22 protein-coding genes are annotated in these 19,121 nt (G+C 42.1%); 17 read left to right on the plus strand and 5 right to left on the minus strand.

Going from position 1 to position 19,121, the window contains the following annotated elements:
- Positions 1-123: 123 nt before the first annotated feature.
- Both ERX40_RS07805 and ERX40_RS07810 read left to right on the plus strand, forming a co-directional pair.
- Positions 124-963 (plus strand): DegV family protein, encoded by an 840-nt coding sequence (locus ERX40_RS07805; RefSeq protein ID WP_133417939.1) that lies wholly within the window; start codon positions 124-126, stop codon positions 961-963.
- 62 nt (positions 964-1,025) lie between these two features.
- Positions 1,026-1,691, plus strand: a complete 666-nt coding sequence (locus ERX40_RS07810) for an NAD(P)H-dependent oxidoreductase (protein ID WP_133417940.1) — start codon at positions 1,026-1,028, stop codon at positions 1,689-1,691.
- A 21-nt stretch (positions 1,692-1,712) separates the two neighbouring features.
- On the opposite strand, the gene ERX40_RS07815 is transcribed toward ERX40_RS07810, so the two are convergent.
- From ERX40_RS07815 to ERX40_RS07825, 3 genes are all read right to left on the minus strand, one after another.
- The gene (locus tag ERX40_RS07815) at positions 1,713-2,270 is read right to left on the minus strand and encodes a GNAT family N-acetyltransferase (protein ID WP_165980714.1); all 558 of its coding nucleotides are present in this window, start codon (positions 2,268-2,270) and stop codon (positions 1,713-1,715) included.
- Positions 2,271-2,337: 67 nt separating this feature from the next.
- Positions 2,338-2,895, minus strand: coding sequence for an NADPH-dependent FMN reductase (locus ERX40_RS07820; RefSeq protein ID WP_133417942.1), 558 nt, complete (start codon positions 2,893-2,895; stop codon positions 2,338-2,340).
- A 16-nt stretch (positions 2,896-2,911) separates the two neighbouring features.
- Positions 2,912-3,346 carry a MarR family winged helix-turn-helix transcriptional regulator gene (locus ERX40_RS07825; protein ID WP_133417943.1) on the minus strand — a complete coding sequence of 145 codons (435 nt, stop codon included), beginning with the start codon at positions 3,344-3,346 and terminating at the stop codon, positions 2,912-2,914.
- 137 nt (positions 3,347-3,483) lie between these two features.
- Here ERX40_RS07825 and ERX40_RS07830 point away from each other — a divergent pair, with 137 nt between their 5' ends.
- The 3 genes from ERX40_RS07830 to ERX40_RS07840 all read left to right on the plus strand — a co-directional run bounded on the left by ERX40_RS07830 (position 3,484) and on the right by ERX40_RS07840 (position 6,824).
- Entirely contained in the window at positions 3,484-4,797 is a 1,314-nt protein-coding gene (locus tag ERX40_RS07830; RefSeq protein ID WP_133417944.1) for a sodium-dependent transporter, read from the plus strand.
- Between the two features lie 61 nt (positions 4,798-4,858).
- The gene (locus ERX40_RS07835; RefSeq protein WP_133417945.1) at positions 4,859-5,140 is read left to right on the plus strand and encodes a GNAT family N-acetyltransferase; all 282 of its coding nucleotides are present in this window, start codon (positions 4,859-4,861) and stop codon (positions 5,138-5,140) included.
- A 70-nt stretch (positions 5,141-5,210) separates the two neighbouring features.
- Entirely contained in the window at positions 5,211-6,824 is a 1,614-nt protein-coding gene (locus ERX40_RS07840) for a MutS-related protein (RefSeq protein ID WP_133417946.1), read from the plus strand.
- Between the two features lie 45 nt (positions 6,825-6,869).
- Here ERX40_RS07840 and ERX40_RS07845 read toward each other — a convergent pair whose 3' ends face one another.
- Entirely contained in the window at positions 6,870-7,187 is a 318-nt protein-coding gene (locus ERX40_RS07845; protein ID WP_481817015.1) for a four-helix bundle copper-binding protein, read from the minus strand.
- A gap of 128 nt (positions 7,188-7,315) precedes the next feature.
- Here ERX40_RS07845 and ERX40_RS07850 point away from each other — a divergent pair, with 128 nt between their 5' ends.
- The 10 genes from ERX40_RS07850 (at position 7,316) to ERX40_RS07895 (ending at position 15,293) form a co-directional block, all read left to right on the plus strand.
- Positions 7,316-7,687 carry a GntR family transcriptional regulator gene (locus tag ERX40_RS07850; protein ID WP_133417947.1) on the plus strand — a complete coding sequence of 124 codons (372 nt, stop codon included), beginning with the start codon at positions 7,316-7,318 and terminating at the stop codon, positions 7,685-7,687.
- A gap of 2 nt (positions 7,688-7,689) precedes the next feature.
- Positions 7,690-8,565 (plus strand): ABC transporter ATP-binding protein, encoded by an 876-nt coding sequence (locus ERX40_RS07855; protein ID WP_165980715.1) that lies wholly within the window; start codon positions 7,690-7,692, stop codon positions 8,563-8,565.
- A complete protein-coding gene (locus tag ERX40_RS07860; RefSeq protein ID WP_133417949.1) occupies positions 8,558-9,250 on the plus strand; it encodes a hypothetical protein in 693 nt (230 codons plus the stop codon). Before ERX40_RS07855 ends, ERX40_RS07860 begins: the two co-directional genes overlap by 8 nt.
- A gap of 78 nt (positions 9,251-9,328) precedes the next feature.
- Positions 9,329-9,730 carry a hypothetical protein gene (locus ERX40_RS07865; RefSeq protein WP_133417950.1) on the plus strand — a complete coding sequence of 134 codons (402 nt, stop codon included), beginning with the start codon at positions 9,329-9,331 and terminating at the stop codon, positions 9,728-9,730.
- Positions 9,711-10,298 carry a nucleotidyltransferase domain-containing protein gene (locus tag ERX40_RS07870; RefSeq protein WP_133417951.1) on the plus strand — a complete coding sequence of 196 codons (588 nt, stop codon included), beginning with the start codon at positions 9,711-9,713 and terminating at the stop codon, positions 10,296-10,298. The genes ERX40_RS07865 and ERX40_RS07870 overlap by 20 nt, the downstream gene beginning before the upstream one ends.
- 22 nt (positions 10,299-10,320) lie before the next feature.
- The gene (locus tag ERX40_RS07875) at positions 10,321-10,815 is read left to right on the plus strand and encodes a kinase (protein ID WP_133417952.1); all 495 of its coding nucleotides are present in this window, start codon (positions 10,321-10,323) and stop codon (positions 10,813-10,815) included.
- A gap of 83 nt (positions 10,816-10,898) precedes the next feature.
- Positions 10,899-11,570, plus strand: a complete 672-nt coding sequence (locus ERX40_RS07880; RefSeq protein WP_133417953.1) for a response regulator transcription factor — start codon at positions 10,899-10,901, stop codon at positions 11,568-11,570.
- Positions 11,567-12,463, plus strand: a complete 897-nt coding sequence (locus ERX40_RS07885) for a sensor histidine kinase (RefSeq protein WP_133417954.1) — start codon at positions 11,567-11,569, stop codon at positions 12,461-12,463. Before ERX40_RS07880 ends, ERX40_RS07885 begins: the two co-directional genes overlap by 4 nt.
- A gap of 104 nt (positions 12,464-12,567) precedes the next feature.
- The gene (locus ERX40_RS07890; RefSeq protein ID WP_133417955.1) at positions 12,568-13,314 is read left to right on the plus strand and encodes an ABC transporter ATP-binding protein; all 747 of its coding nucleotides are present in this window, start codon (positions 12,568-12,570) and stop codon (positions 13,312-13,314) included.
- Between the two features lie 92 nt (positions 13,315-13,406).
- Entirely contained in the window at positions 13,407-15,293 is a 1,887-nt protein-coding gene (locus ERX40_RS07895; RefSeq protein WP_243713002.1) for an FtsX-like permease family protein, read from the plus strand.
- 58 nt (positions 15,294-15,351) lie between these two features.
- On the opposite strand, the gene ERX40_RS07900 is transcribed toward ERX40_RS07895, so the two are convergent.
- On the minus strand, positions 15,352-15,795 hold the full coding sequence (locus tag ERX40_RS07900) for a MarR family winged helix-turn-helix transcriptional regulator (protein WP_133417957.1): 444 nt from the start codon (positions 15,793-15,795) through the stop codon (positions 15,352-15,354).
- A gap of 104 nt (positions 15,796-15,899) precedes the next feature.
- Between ERX40_RS07900 and ERX40_RS07905 the strand changes: the two genes are divergently transcribed.
- Both ERX40_RS07905 and ppdK read left to right on the plus strand, forming a co-directional pair.
- Positions 15,900-16,328, plus strand: a complete 429-nt coding sequence (locus ERX40_RS07905; RefSeq protein ID WP_133417958.1) for an organic hydroperoxide resistance protein — start codon at positions 15,900-15,902, stop codon at positions 16,326-16,328.
- A gap of 199 nt (positions 16,329-16,527) precedes the next feature.
- Entirely contained in the window at positions 16,528-19,119 is a 2,592-nt protein-coding gene (gene ppdK / locus ERX40_RS07910; RefSeq protein WP_133417959.1) for a pyruvate, phosphate dikinase, read from the plus strand.
- Positions 19,120-19,121 lie beyond the last annotated feature (2 nt).

Genomic DNA, 19,121 nt, shown 5'->3' on the forward strand with positions numbered 1-19,121 from the left:
TTTATAGTAACATTATGTAAGTCATTTTAGCCTGTGTGCATATTTGTCATATTATTGATCAATCATGTATTATTGAATAAAAGTAAAATATGCTATGATGTTATAAAATGAGGAGGTTTTACATTGGAAAAAATAGCTTTTATGACTGACTCGGCATCTGGCTTCGGCCTGACTGAACATCCGGATGTCTTCGTTGTACCGATGGGTGTCATCGTCAACGACCAGGAGTATGTGGATTACAGGGATATTCAGACACATGAGTTTTATGACTTACTAAAAGATTACGGAAACGGAGCAAAGACATTCCAGCCGTCCCCGCAGTCCTTTCATGATACGTATCAGAAGATAGTGGACAATGGCTATACTCATGTCATTGCTATCCATGCGACAAAAGAACTGACAGGGACTTACCAGAGTTCAGAGATGACAAGTCGTGAGTTTGACATAGAGTCTACGGTCATCAACTCCAATGTCGGTGACTATCCGCTGCGCCGTATGGTGGAAGAGGGTGTCCGGTTAAGTGAGGCGGGCGAATCCTACGCTGCTATCGTGACTAAGGTCAAGGAATATGCAGAGGAACCGAGCCTCATCATCTATCCGAAGAACTTGCAGCAGCTGAAAAACAGTGGCCGCGTCAGCCGGTCTCAAGGAATCATCGCAGGGCTTCTTAACATTCAGCTGATCATTGAATTTGAGGATGGTAAGCTCTATCCGATCGAGAAAATCCGCTCGAAAAAAAAGGCGCTGAACTTCATTCATAATAAAATTACGAAGGAAATCACTGAAGACAATCCGTCTAAAATAGGAGTCTCCTATGCGGGTGAACATGAGGAAGCGGATCTGATGGTAGAATGGCTGAAAGATCGTTTTCCCGATAAAACAATTGAAAAACATCCACTTGTCCATGTAGCAGGGGTACATACGGGTTACGGTACGATTGCAATCGGATGGATTAAGGCCTAAACATCTCTTCAGGAGGTGTTTTTTTGCGGTGAACAGGTATATAGAAGCAAGGAGGTTTTAGTGTGGATAAAGAAAAAGTGAAGCAACAGGTGCTAGACGCTTTCAAATTTCGTCGTGCTATCAAGTCCTATGATCCGGATAAAAAGATTGAGCAGGCTGATCTGGAATATATACTAGAAGCGGGTCGTCTTAGTCCGAGTTCAGTCGGTCTTGAGCCATGGCGATTTATTGTGCTGAACAATGAAGCAGTCAAGCAGCAGCTGCATGACATCAGCTGGGGCGCGAAAAAGCAGCTTGAGACGGCAAGTCATTTCATCCTCATTGCTGCGCGTGAACATGTACGATATGATGGTGATGCTTTTCATGAACTGACTGAGCGGATGAGTCTCAATCCTGAGCAGAGAGAAAAAGTGCTGACTATTTATAAAGATTTTCAGGAGAGTGATATGGAGATTGCTGACTCGGAGAAAGCATTGTTCGACTGGTCCAGTAAGCAGACCTATATTGCGCTCAGCAACATGATGACAGCAGCTGCAATGATCGGTATCGACTCTTGTCCGATAGAAGGATTCCAGTATCGTAACGTCAACCGGATTCTGCACGATGAAGGCATACTCCGTCCTGATGAAGGCATCTCTGTTATGATGTCTCTCGGGTACCGGGATCATGATCCAAAGCGATCCCAGAGTCGTAGAAATGCAGAAGAAGTCATTTCATATTTTAAATAAGAGCCGGCAAACTGCCGGCTCTTATTGATGGATAGAATAGACAGCCCTGTCAATCCAGTCAGTATCTTCCTGGATAAACTTCTGCCGGATGCATTCGAAACTAAGTCCTGCATTCTGAGCGGTTCTGATTGAGCGGCTATTGTCAGGCGTAATATGCGCTTCGATACGATGATAGTTCAGGTGCTGCAGCGCATATTGAACAGCAGCTGTGACAGCCTCGCTGCCGTAGCCCTTACCCCAGTAGCTGTTATTCAGCACATAACCGATCACCCCCCAGTTGAAATGATCACGTAGCAGGGTGGTGAACTCGACTTTGCCGATAGGTATGTGGTTTTCTTTCAGGAAGATAGCGAATATATACGACTCATCATCCGCAGCCAGCTGAATCAATGACTGAATGACTGGTTTGAAGGTGGTCAGGGTATAGCTTGAAACATCGATATCATCTGCATCAAATGCATTCTGCTTCGGCTTGCGCTGCGCGAATCCTTCTTTGAACGCCTCCAGATCATTTAACCTCAAGGGGCGGATGTAAAGTCTGTCTGTTTCGATATAAGTGTCCAGATAAGTGATTGTCACTGTCAGTGCTCCTCAAATATTTGCGCTCATTATAACAAAAAAAAGACCGGGATGCCCGGTCTGATGATTATCCGATAAACGCGATGAATTCTTTGACGAATGCTTCAACTTGCTCTTGTTGTTCAGATTCTAACTCTAATTGACCTGTTCCCCAGGCTGATCCTGGAATTTTGATGCCAAGGCCTTCATGGTCCATCGGTTTCATACGCGTGTAAGCGACTAATGTGTTTAAATTCTGACGTACGAATTTACCGTAAGTAGAGTTTGCTACACTTGCAACCGCAACAGGTTTGCTGTTGATGACAGTGATTTCTTCATTGTTACCTTGTTCTGCCGGACGAGATAACCAGTCAATTAAGTTTTTGAGACGTGCAGTGTATGAACCGTTGTACTCAGGAGATACAATCAGAAGTGCATCTGCTGCTTTCACTTGTGCACGGATATCTGTGATAGCCTGTTGGTTCGGATACTCATTGTTCTGACTCAGCAATGGCAGTGCTGAGTAGTCAAGAATTTCACCAGCTGCACCATTTTTTTCGAGTTCGCTTACTAATTGTGCTGCTAATTGACCATTGAATGAACCTTCGCGGTCTGAACCATTGATCACTAATACTTTTTTGGACATGATAAATCTCCTTTAATCAGTTTTTGTTTTTGAATTTTTTGAGGATAGTAATCAACTGACTGCGTTCTTCTGCAGACAGTACATCAAAAGCCTCGTCGATTTCTGAGCGATGAGCAGGGAGCACCTGTTCAAATTTCTTGCGACCTTCAGCTGTCAGGCTGATGACTGACTTTCGTTTATCATCAGGAGAGACGTTACGGCAGACAAGGCCAGCACGCTCCATATTCTTCAGAATGACTGTCATGTTGCCGGCAGTCCCTAGCACTTTCTCCATCAGACTGCAGATCGGCATTTCACCTTTACAGTAGAGGACATCAAGGACGCCGAACTGTGAAAGCGTGAGACCTGCTTCTCTGATACTCCTGCCGACATTCTTTTCGATAGTGCGGTTAGCCAGTTGGAAGACAATCATCGCATGGACAGCTGAATGACGTTCAACTGTAGTATCCATCATTCACCTCATAACTACTAACTAGTAGTAATGCTATTATGTTAATAATAGTTAGTAATATTGTCAAGAAGGTTGTTTAAAAAAATAAAGCATGCTACAATAACACTTCACAGCGTTAAAGTAAAGGAGTGTATCAATTGGCTAAAAATCAGAATTGGAATTCATCATTAGGATTTATCCTCGCAAGTGCCGGCTCTGCTATCGGTCTCGGTGCGATATGGAAGTTCCCCTACATCGCAGGTCAGTACGGAGGCGGCGCATTTCTGCTGGAATTTGTCTTATTTACTTTAATCATCGGTCTACCGCTGCTGATGACAGAATTCAGTATCGGTCAGACAGGCAGTACCTATTCAACGGCTATTTTTGGCAAACTGACAACCAATAAAATAACGAATGGTATCGGCTACCTAGGGAACATTACGGCCTTTATTCTCTACTCTTTCTATAGTGTTATCGGTGGCTGGATCATTATTTTCATCGGCTATTATCTCCTTAGAAGTGTCGGACTTGTCAAGGAAGATATTGGATTCTTTCCTTATATGACGGCTAGTCCGTGGCTCTCACTGCTCGGTCAGTTCCTCTTCATTGCAATGACTGGCCATATTGTGTCATCCGGGATAGAGAATGGGATAGAAAAAGCATCTAAAATGATGATGCCCCTGTTACTCTTACTGTTCTTGATCATTGTAGTACGGTCATTGACACTGGACGGTGCTATGGCAGGCGTCAAGTATTTCCTTGTACCACGATTTGAGGATTTATCCATCGAAGGAACATTATATGCGATGGGACAGTCATTCTTTGCATTGTCCCTCGGCACGACAGGCATGATTACCTATGCCTCGTATACGAAACAGGAGACAAATATCTTCAGCTCAGCGGGCTGGATCGTCATGATGAACTTACTTGTCTCCGTCCTGGCAGGACTCGCTATCTTTCCGGCAGCAAGTGCACTGGGTATTAAGGCAGAAGCAGGACCTGGTCTTCTCTTCATTGTCCTGCCGCAGCTATTCAGTAAACTGACGTTCGGGACAGGATTCTACATTCTCTTTCTCATTCTGTTCCTCTTTGCGGCTCTTACGTCATCTATTTCACTGCTGGAGCTTAATTTGTCTAATGTCATCAAGGGCCGTGAAAACAAACGGAGAAGCGCTGCGCTATGGCTCAGTCTCGCTGTCTTTATTGCCGGCATCCCTGCTGCATTATCGTTCGGCGTACTGAACAAAGTGAAATTCGGTGCGGGTACGATTTTTGATAATATGGACTTTATGGTGACCAACATCATGATGCCGCTGGGTGTCTTACTGACGACGCTTTTCGCGGGTTATGCGATGAAGCCGGAACAGCTGGAGCGTGTCATTCCGAAGGGCTTTCATTTCTGGTATGCTTTGATCCGCTATGTGCTCCCGGTCGTCATTATTATTGTCTTTATCTCCCAGCTGATAAGTTAGATGTTCAGGCGTACCGAAAAGAGGGTAGAGGAAATTATCACTATCAAAAGGAGAGATATAAATGAATCGTGTAAAACATGGCGATAAAATGTTCTACTTAGGAGATTCTCAAGACAAGCCTGATGCAATGATGACATATGTACCTAACGGCGATGACAAAATAGTCATTGATCATACAGAAGTTAATGAAGCATTAAGAGGACAAGGTGTCGGTCAGCAGTTAGTGGCAGCTGCAGTTGAATATGCGCGTGAAACTCATAAAAAGATTGTACCTGTCTGTTTATATGCAAAGAAAATCCTGGAAGAAAACAAGGATTATCAGGATGTACTGGCAGCTGAATAATCGGTTAGGCCCCTTCAGAAATGAAGGGGCTTTTTTACAAATTGAGCTATTTGTGAGAAGATGAGAAAAAATGGCAAGGGGATTAACGATGCTGCTTAATTATTTATGGATTACACTGGGATTTCTTATTCTCGGCATAGGGCTTATGATTTATGACAAGAGAAAACAGAATACTCGTATCAAAGGATTGTGGGATAGAAAGACTGCATTCAAGATTCAACAAGGCGATTATATCCGTTATGATGGCTATTATCTGAACTGTCGTCTGGAAGATGAAGGCATTGATGAGATTACATGGAATGATTTGAACATGATGACGGTCTTCAGGCAGCTGAACTATAACTTCACGACAGTAGGCGAGGAATATTTGTATGCTGCCTTAAGGAATGTCGGCACACTGCCAAAAGTAAACCGTGACTTGATGGAACGGATTCGGACAGACCGTGTGTTCAGGGAGAATCTATCAATGGCACTTGCTGACCTGGGAAAGAACGCTAACAGTAATCCTTCACAGTTTATTGATAAAACATTCTATAAAGAACGTTATAACAAGCTTTATATATTATTCAGTCTGCTGCCGCTCATGAGTCTGCTGTTATTTAATATATCTGTAACAGTGGGTTTGGTTGCCCTTTTTATGAGTATAGGGTTCAATATGATGCAGTCCTTTACCTTCACCTCCAAAAATGAGACCAATTATAGTGAATTGTTCTATGCGGTCCAGTTGATACGCAGTGCAGATCAACTGTCGAAGATTAGCCCTCACTATCCAGTTAAACAAGGCCGACTACGTAGTGTAGGACTGCTGAGTTATCTAATGCTGCATGATAAGCAGAATGACCAGAACTTCTTCTTGCAGATTCTGAATGCACTGAAGTCGGTCTTTAATGCTGACTATCATCTCTATTACTATGCTGTCAGCATTCTGAATCGTCATCATGAGACTTATGAGGCATGCTTCCACACTATTGGTCTGCATGATCTGAGTTATGCGACAGCACTATGGCGTGAGACACTCGTCTATTATACAGAGCCTGAAGCGGGGGAGACACTCGTCGTGAAGGATGGCTACCATCCGCTTCTCAGAGATTTTGTAGCCAACGATCTGGAGCTCAGCAGGAATGTGATTCTGACCGGCTCGAATGCTTCAGGTAAATCAACATTCATGAAGATGCTGGCGCTTAATATCGTCCTGTCAAAAGGACTGCAGACCGCTGCTGCTGAACGCTTCATTTTGCCTGCTGGGGATTTATACACTTCTATGAACCTGGAGGACAGTATTATGGCAGGAGACAGTTACTTCATCAGTGAGATAAAGTCACTGAAACGTATCCTGCAGCAGGCCGATCGTCCCGTCTATATTTTCATTGATGAGATTCTGAGAGGGACCAATACAAAAGAGCGGGTAGCGTCTGCTGAAGCGATACTGAGGTATCTGAACAGTCAGCCGGATGTCACACTGATAACCGCGACCCATGATATTGAGCTGACGGCTATGCTTGAGAATGAATTTGATTTCTACTATTTTTCTGAGACATTGACTGAGGATAACGATGTGACATTTGACTACAAGTTAAAGCGTGGTATCACAAAAACGTCCAATGCGATTGAACTGATGCGGATATACGACTATCCGGAGCGCATCTATCAAGGGGCAAGAGAGACGGTAAGACAGACGACCTAACATGAAAGAAGGACCGAAGCCAGAGGCTTCGGTCCTTCTTTCATGTTAGGCAACTTGGCGGCATGCTTCTGCGCACTTTGCACAAGCATCGGCACAGCGCTGGCAGTGGTCGTGGGCGTGCTGTCTGCATGCTTCTGCACATGCCTCGCAGATTTTGGCACATGCTTCCGCGATTTCTTTGACGACAGGTGAGTGACGGGACAACGCACCCTCTAAGTAACCGCAGATATCTGCGCATTCACGGTCAAGACGGATACATTTCTTCATCATGTTCACATCTTCTTCATTCAGACAAGCATCGAAACAATGATTACAAGCTGCCATACAGTCATGCAGTGCTTTAATCAGTTCTTGATTTGCCAATGTGACGTCCTCCCTTTATATCATTATTACACTATAAGTATAGCCATTTCATGAGAAGACTAAACAAATTGACATTATTGTACTCTTTGTATATATTGTATATATACAGTATAACAGCGGAGGTTTTTATGAATATACAGTTGAACCAGAAAAGTGACAAACCGATTTACGAACAACTGAAGTCTGAGATTATCCGTCTGATCATGTCCCGGGAATTAAGGGAGGGTGAGGCACTGCTCTCAATGCGTGCACTGGCGAAAGATCTCGGAATCAGTGTCATTACGACGAAGCGGGCGTATAAGGAGCTTGAAGATCTCGGCTATATCAATTCGGTGCCGGGTAAAGGCACATTTGTCGCAGAAGGGAATCAGACGATGATCCGTGAGCAGTCTTTAAAAACACTGGAGACTAAACTGCGAACAACGATTGAACTGGCAAGAGAACTGAATGTTGACCGAGCAGAATACAATGAGATTGTTGATCTCTTATGGGAGGAATGACTATGAATGCGATTGAAATTCGTGACCTGCGAGTCCAGCAGGGTCACTTTGATTTAGTCATCGATGCACTTGATATTCCTGAAGGCTATATCACGGGACTGATTGGTGAGAACGGTGCCGGTAAGACTAGTCTGATCTATCAGTTATTGAACTTGAGAACACCTGAAACGGGAACCATCCGTATGTTAGGCATGGATTATCGGACGGACCGCGCGAAAATATTAGCAGAAATAGGCATCGTCTTCAGTGAGAATCATTTTCCGGAATGGATGAGTCCGAAGAAACTGGAAGCTCTATTTAAGATGAATTATAGTGAGTGGCAGCATGAGACTTATATGCGTTACTTGAAACAGTTTGATATTCCTTACCATCAAAAGATAAAAACATTCTCGCAAGGCATGAAAGTGAAACTGAATCTGGCTGCTGCACTTAGTCACAATGCAAGGTTATTGATATTAGACGAACCAACATCAAATTTAGACCCGACATTCAGACTCGAACTGCTCCATATCTTTCAGGAACTGATGCTGGAAGAGACGAGAACTATTCTGTTTAGTACACATATTACATCAGACCTTGAAAATATTGCGGATTATATTGCGTTCATAGAAGCAGGACGATTAGCCGTTATGGACGAAAAGGAACAGCTGACGAGGAAATATCAGATTGTCAGAGGACGTGATGTCTTATTGGATGATGAACTAGATCAGTTATTAATCGGATCTGAAATACGTGACGGTAGCTTCGTTAGTATGACTGAAGCAGGAAGAACATTTGAAGAGTTATTTGGAAATAAAGTGAATGTCCGCAATATCACGATTGATGAGTTCATGTACTTCAGGAAGCAGGAGCGAAAAGGAGAGGGATTACATGTATAAACAACTCATACTAAGTCTTGCAGTTATTAAAGAGAAAGCAGCTTATCTCATTGTCATTCTGGCGTCACTGGTGTTCGCACTGATCAGCCGTCTGATGTCATCGCCTGTAGTTGAAGATAGTGAAGACACTATCATCATCATGTCGCTCAGTGAAACCTTGGCGATGATCACGTTCCTCATGCTGCTGACTCTGTTCTTGAACAAGCAGTATAATCTGACGAAATACAAGATGAGTGAATGGTACTATAGTCAGCCGGCCAGCATGAAGCAGGTTGTGCAGGGCGATATAGCATTAATCCTTATCGCGCATATAGCAAGCTATCTTTACTGGATTGTCTTCAACTTCCTTAATCAGACACCTGAGAAAAGTAATATCATGCTCATGGTCATTGCCGTCAGTCTCCTCGTGCACGGCCTATATTTAATCAGGCTCTACCAGAACGGGGGAGAAATCGATATGGTCATGTCCCTCCTGTACTTTCTCCCTGTGTTCATCGCTTTCTGCTTTCATGCGATGCTGATACGAAATGACTTGGATATGCAGCTACATCTGAGTGAATCAGCCGGCTGGCACTTCTATCTTTATCAGCTGCCTTATCTCACACTTGTCGGCACAGTGATAGCGATGATTGTGAGTTATATCGTGACAAGTAGAAGAATTAATCGTCAACATGATCTGGCTTAAGCTATCTCATCTGAGATGGCTTTTCTTTTGGATTTGAAACCTATACAATGGTAATAAATGTATGGGGAGGGTTGCTAAGTGAATAAGCGACAGGATATCAAGTTTATTGTGGTTTTCATACTGGTAATAGTAGCCATCAGCACGGAAAAAGATTTCTTAAAATGGCTGCTGATTACGGTGCTCTTCGCTTATCAATTTTGGAACTTAATGAAATTAACGTGTAAACGTCTTCATACTTTTCCAGCCGATGGAAATTTCTTGATTAATCGTAAGAAAGATATTTATCTATTGACATTAGAAAATATGGCTCTTTCATTTGCTTTCCTCATAGTAGGCTGTATGCTGATCTTATCATTAAAAATAATTTTCATTATAGGTGGAAGTATCGCAGTAATTCTGCTTGTTGTTGGAACAATTATAGAGTATTTATTGAAAGGTCGAAGCGATGTGTGGGAATGGGATGAAGAGAACAGACTTTAACAACTGGCAACCTTACTCAGTGACCGATATTAAAATATTATTAGAGCATGCAGAATTTCAGTGGGCATTTGCAGGAGGATGGGCGATTGATTTGTATATGGGTCAACAGACGCGTGTCCATGTAGATATGGATGTCGTCATTTTAAGTATTGACCAGAATAGATTGTTTGATTACTTAGAAGACTATACCATTTTCACAGCGAAAAATGGAATTCTTGAAAAATGGAATGGTCAGAAAATAGACGACAGTTACAGCTTGTGGGTGTGTAAAGACGAGTCATCTCCTTTTAAGTTTGAGGTTATGTTAATAGAGACGGAAAGAGAGAAATGGAAATATAAAAGAGATAAGAGAATCCAAGGCGATAGCGAAAGGCTGTTTGTGAGACTAGATAATGGTTTGTCTGTATTATCACCTGAAATACAATTGCTTTATAAATTAGATGCCAGTTCAATTCGAGACAAAGATTATACTGACTATGGGGCAATTGCCGGTTTTCTGACAGAAGCGCAAAAAGACTGGCTTTTTAAAAATTTGAAGTCGGAAATCGTAACTATTATTAAAGATTAATCGGGATGAGTGGAGGAGAAACATGACGCCAAGACTTATTATATTGAGGGGAAATTCAGCAAGTGGCAAGACTTCTACTGCTCAACTGTTACAAGAAGAGCTAGGTGAAGGCACGATGCTGGTGTCGCAAGATGTAGTGAGAAGACAGATGCTGCGAGTAAAAGATCAGGTTGGATCTATATCTACGGATTTACTAGAGACATTAGTTCATTTTGGTATGGAAAATTGTCAGTATGTTATTTTAGAGGGCATTCTCACTAATCGTAAGCACGGGGATATGTTAAGGGAACTGTACCAGAGATATAATCCAGAAGTCTACGTTTTTTATTTCGATATTTCTTTTGAAGAAACTTTGAAACGTCATCGATTTAAAAATGTGACATTTGGGGAAGATGAAATGAAAAGATGGTATCTTGAGAAAGATGTTTTGAGTATTGACAGCGAGAAACTGATTACAGATGAGTGGTCTCAAGAGGAAATAGTAGCAAGCATTATAAAAGAAGTTCGGTATAATTAGAGAATAGCTCGAGCTATTTTCTTATTTCAATATTAAAGATGTGCTCAAGCAACTATTACAACTAGGCAAGTGAGGGTGAGACTATGAATATACTGATAATAGAAGATGATTCTGTCATTGCGCATGCTTTAAAGAATGAACTGAGTCGTTGGCAGTTCAATCCGCTAATCATCCAGGATTTTAATAACATCTTGGATGAGTTTGAGACCTATGAACCTCATTTAGTGTTGATGGATATTAATCTCCCATCATTCAATGGCTATCATTGGTGTCAGCAGATCAGGCAGACTTCCAACGTGCCGATTATCTTTATTAGTTCACGCACTGATTCAATGGATCAGGTGATGGCGATGCAGATGGGCGCTGATGATTTCATCGAAAAGCCGTTCAATATGTCAGTGACGATTAGTAAGATTCAGGCCTTGCTGCGCCGCACTTATGATTTTATAGAGACAAAGAATGAACTGGGGGTAGCAGGATGCAAACTGGCGGTTGACGAGGCGAGAATGTATTACAGGAGTGAGCATATCAGTCTGACGCACACTGAACTCCAGATACTTGCTATGCTTTTCAAGCACAAAGGTCAGTTTGTCAGCCGGAATGCACTGATTGAAAAATGCTGGGAGTCAGAACATTTTATTGATGATAATACACTTGCCGTTAATATGACACGTCTCCGTAAAAAGTTACAGTCACTGGGTCTCAATGACTTTATTACGACGAAAAAGAATATCGGTTATGCGGTGGGCTTATGATAGGCCCGTTCCTGAAGAGCCGACGTCTTGAACTGATTTATTTTTTTAGTATTCTTATTTTGTTTCTCATTGTTTTCTTTTTATTTAATCTGACGATGGCAGCCTATTATTTAGCAACCTGTATTACAGTATTTGTCACTTTTATATATTTGTTCGTCAGATTCGTTTCTTACAAAGAAGAAGTTGCACTTAAAGAACAGAATGCGGAACTGCAAGAACAGCTGACACAGATGCGTAATGAGCAGATTGATTATCAGCATGAAATTGAATCTTATTTTCTATTATGGGTCCATCAGATGAAGACACCTATTACAGCAACAAAGCTGATACTTGAATCTCCTGACGATGATGTAGTCAGGAGGGTGCGGCATGAAATTCTGCAGATTGATAATTATACAAATTTAACACTCAGTTATTTGAAGCTGATGAATAACAGCACAGATATGGTATTTGCTCCAGTCAGGCTTGATGATTTAATTAAGCCGCTGATTAAACGATATTCGATTCAGTTCATCCATTATCAAACACGACTTCATTATGAACCTATTCAGTCTGAAGTGCTGACGGATGCAAAATGGATGAGCATTCTGATTGAACAGCTGCTTAATAATGCGCTGAAGTATGCACGTGGCAAGGATGTCTGGATTGAATACGACGAGAAGTCCAGCACGCTATCTGTCCGTGATAACGGGGTGGGCATCAGCGCAGGAGATCTGCCTAAAATATTTGATCGTGGTTTCTCGGGATTTAATGGCCGCCTCAGTGACAAATCAAGTGGTATCGGTCTATTTATCGCAGAGAATATTTCCAGGAAACTGAATCAGCAGATCACCGTTTCATCGGAGCTGGGGCAAGGAACGATATTCTCGGTACATTTAACTTCAACTGACTAACCTTACATTTTTGTAAGATAACCGGCTGTCTTTGTAAGAATAGATAAAGGCAGCCGGTTTTGTGCTGTTTTATGATAATGGTAATAACAGAAAGGGTGAGGGATATGTTAGAAATCAGAAATGTCCGGAAAGTATTTGGAAAAGGTGCCAATCAGACAATGGCCTTAAAAGACATGACATTTTCAGTAGAGGATGGAGAGTTTGTCGCAATCATGGGCGAATCAGGTTCAGGAAAATCCACACTACTGAATATTATAGCGACTTTCGATAAACCGACTGAAGGTACGGTGATTATCAACAACCAGAATGTCGGACAGCTTAAACAAAGCGCAGTTGCTAAGTTCCGTCGCGATGTCCTCGGCTTTGTCTTTCAGGATTTCAATGTCCTGCATACGATGACGAACCGTGATAACATTCTCCTGCCGCTGGTCTTATCAAATGTCAAACCTAGTCTAATGAACGATAGATTGAACCGCATCATTGAACCGCTCGGTATCAGTCAGCTGCTAGATAAGTATCCTTATCAGATATCGGGTGGGCAGCAACAGCGTATCGCCATTGCACGAGCACTCATTTCACAGCCGAGCCTGCTCCTTGCAGATGAGCCGACCGGGGCGCTTGATTCCAAAACTTCAGAAGATATCATGAACCTGTTCAGACAAATTAACAAAGAACAACAGACTATCCTGATGGTAACCCACTCGATTATTGACGCGGCCTATGCGGATAGAGTCCTGTTTATTAAAGATGGCATTCTGTATCACGAAATCTACAGAGGCCGTGATACAAGACCTGATTTTCAGAAGCGGATCTCAGATAGCATTGCAATGCTGAACGAAAGAGGTGAGTAGTCATGACCCTCAGTCTAATATGGAAACTGGTCATACGTAATTTCAGATCACTAAGCAAAATTATGCTGCCTTTTATTCTGGCGGCCAGTTTGATGTTTGGTCTGGAATATATTATGCTGTCGTTGATGAGCAATGACTATATACAGAAGAGACATAGAAATTTACCACAGTTAATTGGTTACGCTAATGTGCTGGCATCTATACTTACAGTTGTATTTGTCGTTTATGCCAATCGATTTGTAATGAAACAGAGGAAGAAGGAGTTTGCCCTTAATACTATATTAGGGATGGAGAAAAAACATCTAAGACTCATCCTGGCTTTTGAAGCGGTTATTCAATACGTCCTTATTTCATTGATTAGTATTACAGGCGGGTATTTATTCGGTAATTTAGTGTTTATGATACTGAATCGTCTGGTTGAAGGTACCGGTATCAAATTGATGGATTATCCATTTGATATGCGCGCTGCATCCATTATGTTAGGTCTGTTATTTTTATTGATGCTGCTTATCTTTATGATTAACAACGTTATTCTGACCTATAGTAATCCTCTACAACTTATGAAGAGTCAGAAAGCAGGAGAGAAGAAGCGAAGAAGATGGGTTATTATTACTTTGTTTGTCCTGGGTATTATTGGTTTAGGCACTGCCTACTATGTGGCTCTTACAACGGTAGGAGTTGTCAGTTCGTTGCAGAATACATTTTTCGCTGTTCTGCTCGTTACAATCAGTACGTATCTCTTATTTATGTCACTCATTATTTTAGTGCTGCAGTATCTGCAGAAAATCAGTTCTATCTATTATCGACCGCAAAATTTTATCTCTATTTCAGGACTGTTATCAAGAATGCGTGCGAATGCCGTGGGACTGGCGAGTATTGCCATACTTTGTACATTCCTGATAGTGACACTGGGTATGACACTTACAGCATATAGAGGAATAGAAACACAGATAGAAAGCGGTCAGAAGCAAGATTATGATATTTCATTGACACGAAAACAAGCAGAAAACCAGATGAAATATTTGAAAAGAGATATTAAACAGTATGCGAAAGTCGATTACTTCAGAGAAATGCATGGACTTTTTATTGGTATGTATAATCGAGGAGGTAATTTTGAACCGCTGGAAATGAAGCCCTCACAGAAAAATATCAAAAATTCATTTTACAGCGTTGTAACGACAGTACAAGGGCATAACTCTAATAATGGTGAACATTTAAAGTTAAAAGATAATGAAATTGCTACCAGTTCAAACGCTGATAGATTTTCTCACTTTAAAGAAATAACACTTGCTAATGAAAAATATGAAGTCATTAATATGGATAAGAATTATTTAGGTTCGTCAATAGCAATAGATGCTATGTATATTGTTGTAAAAGACGATGCTGAGTTAAATAGACTTGCTCAGTCATATAAAGATTTGGATTTAGAAACACGTGATTATGTTCCAGCAAGTATTAGTTATAGTTTATCTTTTAACGTTAAAGGTGATTCCTCTCATTTTGAAAAAATGATTCCTAAGATCGAGAAAAAATATGACATAGAAGTATCAAATAAAAAAGATATCTCTAAAGAAATGTACGAAGTGAACGGCGGCTTAATCTTTATTGGTATTGTTGTATCGATTATTTTGTTGGCCGGTATGTTCCTGATTCTCTACTACAAACAGATATCAGAAGGTTATGAAGATAAGGAGAACTATCAGATTATGAAGAAAGTCGGATTGCCAGAGTCATTGATCAAGACAAGTATCAACAAACAGATTTTCTGGATTTTTGCACTGCCGATTCTGACCGCGATTATTCATACCGCTTTTGCTTCGAAGATTATTTATCAGCTGATGGGTATACTTGGCATTCGTGATGTTTCACTCTTTTTAACCAGTTATCTCAGTGTTGCAGTGAGCATCATGTTAGTGTATGGTCTGATGTACTGGATTACGTCTAGAGCATATTTCGCTATCATCAATGAGGAACATTAAAAGCTAGTTCATCACTTGTCAACTTTATAGAAGGGACCGTGCATGTGCACGGTCCCTTCTATTTCTTGATGATTTCTTTCAGCTGCTGTTCAAGTTGCTGCGTCATCCTATGGGTTTCCTGTAGGAAATTCAGGTCAATATTTTGATCAGAGACGCAATGCTGGATTTTAGTGAAAATAATGGATTCGTGCTGACGTCCTTTTTCCGTCAGACATACGTACAGCTGGCGTTTATCGCTTTCTGAGGCGCGTCGCTCAATCCAGCCTGCATGCTCCATTCGCTTGAGGAGAGGGGTCAGGGTATTGCTTGCAAGATTGAGCTGGCTGCCGATTTCGTGTAAAGGCTGTTCATCTTTTTCCCATAGAATCATTAATACAAGATACTGGGGATAGGTCAGTTCAAATTCTGACAGTGCCTGATGATAGAACTTAATAAAAAGGCGGCTTGCATTATAAACAGAAAAGCAGAGTTGGTCAGCAAGTTGATTTGAATGTGATTTCATTTAGACTCCTTTCAGTCGCGTGCGATTGACTTAAAGATATTTAAGCAGTATAATCATTAATATAACTTAAATGATTTAATTAATATAGAGAAGGAGAGATAAGCATGGTCAGACCGTTATATGAAACAACTGTTATCAGTAAGGGCGGCAGAGATGGTAAGGTCTTCAGTGAAGATAATACATTCTATTTAGATATCGCGACACCGAAAGAAATGGGCGGCCAGGCAACGACTGAGTCTAATCCAGAACAGTTATTTGCGGCGGGCTACAGTGCTTGTTTTAATAATGCGCTGATTTTTATTCTGAAGAATGCGAAAGTAGAAGATGCAGAACCAGAAGTGAGAGTCACAGCATCATTGTTACCTGATAAAGCGGATGGAGGGGTCAAGTTAGCGGCTGCGCTTGAAGTGACCCTGCACAATATGTCGCAGGAAGAAGCAGAAGATTATGTAGATAAAGCGCATCATTACTGTCCTTATTCCAAAGCGCTGAAAAACTCTATCGATATTGAAATAGATGTCAATGCAATTTAATTTGACGAGACTGGAATAAGTTCCAGTCTCTTTTTTATGATCCGTCTGATAATCTGTCAGCGATTAAGTCAATTTATAATAGCCCATTCTTCGGAATGGGCTATTTTACATATTGTGATATTTATCGTTGTTATTTATTTTTTTATATGACATACTAATGTTAAAATAGTATAACACATTAAACAATGAGGTGAAATCAATGAGCAAGTTTATTTATGCGTTTGAAGAAGGTCAGCAGTCAATGAAGGATTTATTAGGCGGGAAGGGCGCGAACTTATCAGAGATGATGAGGCTCGGGCTTCCTGTTCCGAACGGTTTCACGATCACAACGGAAGCCTGTATCCAGTACCTCGATAACGGCGGGTTGTCTGATGAAGTGAAATCTGAGCTTGAAGAGCAGTTACAGGCGCTTTACAACAAGACAGGTAAAGAATTCTCAGCGGATTCTTTATTATTGGTATCAGTACGTAGTGGTGCGAAAATCTCAATGCCAGGGATGATGGATACGATTCTGAACTTAGGACTCAATGACGAGAACGTTGAAAAGCTTGCTAATAATACCAACGATGCACGTTTCGCTTATGACTGTTACCGTCGTCTCTTACAGATGTTCGGTCAAGTTGTATACGAAATTCCGATGCATGCATTCGAATCATATTTCAATGATTTCAAAAAACAGAAAGGTTATACGACAGATGCGGATATTCCGGCTGAAGATCTGAGGGAAATCTGTGAACGTTTCAAGGAAGTCTATATGGAAGAGGTCTACAAACCTTTCCCGCAGGATCCCCTTGAACAGTTGAATGCAGCGATTGAAGCGGTCTTCAAATCATGGAATAATGACCGTGCCCGTATCTACCGCGAACTCAATGACATTCCGCATGATATCGGTACAGCTGTCAATGTCCAGGAGATGGTCTTCGGGAACAGTGGTGAGAAGAGCGGGACAGGTGTGGCGTTCACCCGTAATCCTTCTACTGGTGAGAACAAATTATACGGTGAGTACTTGCTGAACGCGCAAGGCGAGGACGTTGTGGCGGGGATTCGCACGCCGAAAGAAATCGAGACGTTAAATACGCAGATGCCTGCTGTCTACCAGGCATTTGTAGATGTGACACATAAACTTGAAGCGCATTATCATGATATGCAGGACATCGAGTTCACGATTGAAGACGAGAAACTCTTTATCCTCCAGACGCGTAACGGTAAGCGTACAGCGAAAGCTGCGATGAAGATTGCGGTTGATATGGTGGAGGAAGGTGTTCTTTCCAAAGAAGAGGCAGTTTCTATGGTAGAAACTAAATCAATCGACCAGCTCCTTCACCCGGCATTTGATACACAGGCACTTGAAGAAGCAGAAGTGATTTCCCCTATCGGTCTGCCTGCAAGTCCCGGTGCAGCGACAGGTCAGATTGTCTTCTCGGCAGCTGACGCAAAATTGAAAGCTGAAGCAGGCGAGAAAGTCATCTTAGTGCGTCCGGAGACATCCCCGGAAGATATCGAAGGGATGATTGCCAGTGAAGCGATTGTGACGACGCACGGCGGTATGACTTCACACGCGGCAGTTGTTGCACGTGGGATGGGTAAATGCTGTGTGACAGGTTGTTCAGATCTGGATATCGATACCAAGAATAAGACAGTCAAGTTTCCGAACGGTGAACTCGCTGAGGGTGATATCATCTCAGTCGATGGTTCAACAGGACGCATCTACCACGGTGAAGTCAGCACAATGAATGCTGAGCACAGTGCCGAATTCGAACAGTTCATGGGTTGGACAGATGAAGTGGCACGTCTGAAAGTCCGTATGAATGCAGAGACGGAACAGGATATCACGGCAGGCTATGAGTTCGGGGCAGTCGGTATCGGTCTTGTCCGTACTGAGCATATGTTCTTCGGCGAGGAGCGTCTGATTCAGATGCGACGCTTTATCATCGCTTCCACTCACGACGAGCGCGTGGCAGCTCTTGATGAACTGAAGAAATACCAGGCAGAGGACTTCGAGAAAATCTTCCGTCTGTCAGGCGAGAGACCGACAATCGTGCGTCTGCTTGATCCACCGTTACATGAATTCGTGCCTAAAGAACAAGAAGAAATCGCAGCAGTGGCAGGTCAGCTGGGTTTATCAGTTGAAAAGTTAGAACGTCGTATTCTTGAATTACAGGAAGTGAATCCGATGCTCGGTCACCGTGGCTGCCGCTTAGCAATCACTTATCCTGAACTGTATGAGATGCAGGTAGAGGCGATGATGACAAGTGTGCAGCAACTGAAAGACGAAGGTATCAACTGCCAGCCTGAAATCATGATTCCGCTTGTCTCAACAATTGAAGAATTCAACCACTTAAAAGCCGTCATCGAGCGTAAAATCAATGAACTGAACATTACAGTGGATTACAAAATCGGTACTATGATTGAAACGCCGCGTGCCTGCCTCATCGCTGGCGACTTAGCGAAAGAATGTGACTTCTTCAGCTTCGGAACCAATGATTTAACACAGCTGACTTATGGTTTCTCACGTGATGACGCGGGTAAATTTATCAATGACTACATGAATGATGATATTCTCGCAATTGACCCGTTCCAGACTTTAGACGTTGACGGAATTGGGCGCTTAATCAAGATTGCTGTTGAACAGGCGAAGTCAGTTAAACCTGATATCAAGATTGGTGTCTGCGGTGAACTGGGTGGTGACCCGAAATCTATCAACTATTTCAACACGCTCGCGATCGACTATGTGTCATGTTCACCATACCGTGTACCGGGTGCACGTCTGGCAGCGGCTCAGAGTAAATAGGG

The sequence above is a fragment of the Macrococcus carouselicus genome, from assembly GCF_004359515.1.
Lineage (GTDB): Bacteria > Bacillota > Bacilli > Staphylococcales > Staphylococcaceae > Macrococcus > Macrococcus carouselicus.